Genomic DNA, 917 nt, shown 5'->3' with positions numbered 1-917 from the left:
TAACTCAAGTTGCGATTATAAAACTATGAAGCCATCCAGGTTTGTTGAAGGATAAAGCGACCAAACTTTACCTCTCACTTCCCATGAATGACTTCACTGTGGCAATTTACTGTTTTATTGATGACTATCTCCAGGTAACGGGCCGGAAACCGGCGGCAAAGCGCAAGCTGAGCGATGCGGAGGTCATCACAACGGCCTTGGTGGCGGCCCGCTTCTTCGGCGGCAACATGGCCACGGCGGCCAGCTACATGCAGCAGCACCAGAAGTGCCCCATGCCGCACAAGAGCAACTTCAACCGCATGCTGCACCGCCTGAGCCAGACCATCGCCGCCCTCTTCCTGGCTTTGGGCGACAGCCTCAAGGAACTCAACACCACCGGCGAGTACGTCATCGACAGTTTCCCGGTGGCCGTGTGCCGCAACATCCGCATCAACAGGTGCAGGTTGCTGGGCGATGAGGCCTACAGGGGCTACAACGCCTCCAAGAGGGAATACTTCTACGGCTTCAAGGTGGAGGTCATCACCACCGCGGGCGGCCTGCCGGTCGACTACTTCATCGTGGCCGGGAGCGTGCACGACGGCTTGGCGCTCCAGGCGATGAACGTGGAGTTGCCGCCCCAAAGCAGCCTCTACGCCGACAGCGCCTACACCAACTACGAGATAGAGGACCTGCTGGCCGAGTGCGGGCAGGTGAGCCTGCTCACCCAGCGCAAGAGCAACAGCAAACGGAAAGACAGCCCGGCGATGGAGTACATAAAAACAGCCATGAGGAAGAAGATAGAAACCACCTTCAGCGAAATCACGGCGACCTTCCCGCGCTCAATCCATGCGGTGACCCCAGAAGGGTTCCTGCTCAAGATAGTCCTGTTCCTTTTTGCCTACACAATCAACAAATGTATTTAATCGCAACTTGAGTTA

At 56.5% G+C, this 917-nt stretch carries 1 protein-coding gene; it reads left to right on the top strand.

The genetic code is table 11. The features are described from left to right. Positions 1-83: 83 nt before the first annotated feature. Positions 84-902, top strand: coding sequence for an IS982 family transposase (locus HHO50_RS20915; protein WP_181309091.1), 819 nt, complete (start codon positions 84-86; stop codon positions 900-902). Positions 903-917 lie beyond the last annotated feature (15 nt).

It is taken from the genome of Rufibacter sp. XAAS-G3-1 (assembly GCF_013623775.1).
Taxonomy (GTDB): Bacteria; Bacteroidota; Bacteroidia; order Cytophagales; family Hymenobacteraceae; genus Nibribacter.
Note: the sequence above shows the minus strand (reverse complement) of the source record. Positions and strands in the feature narration are given on the sequence as shown.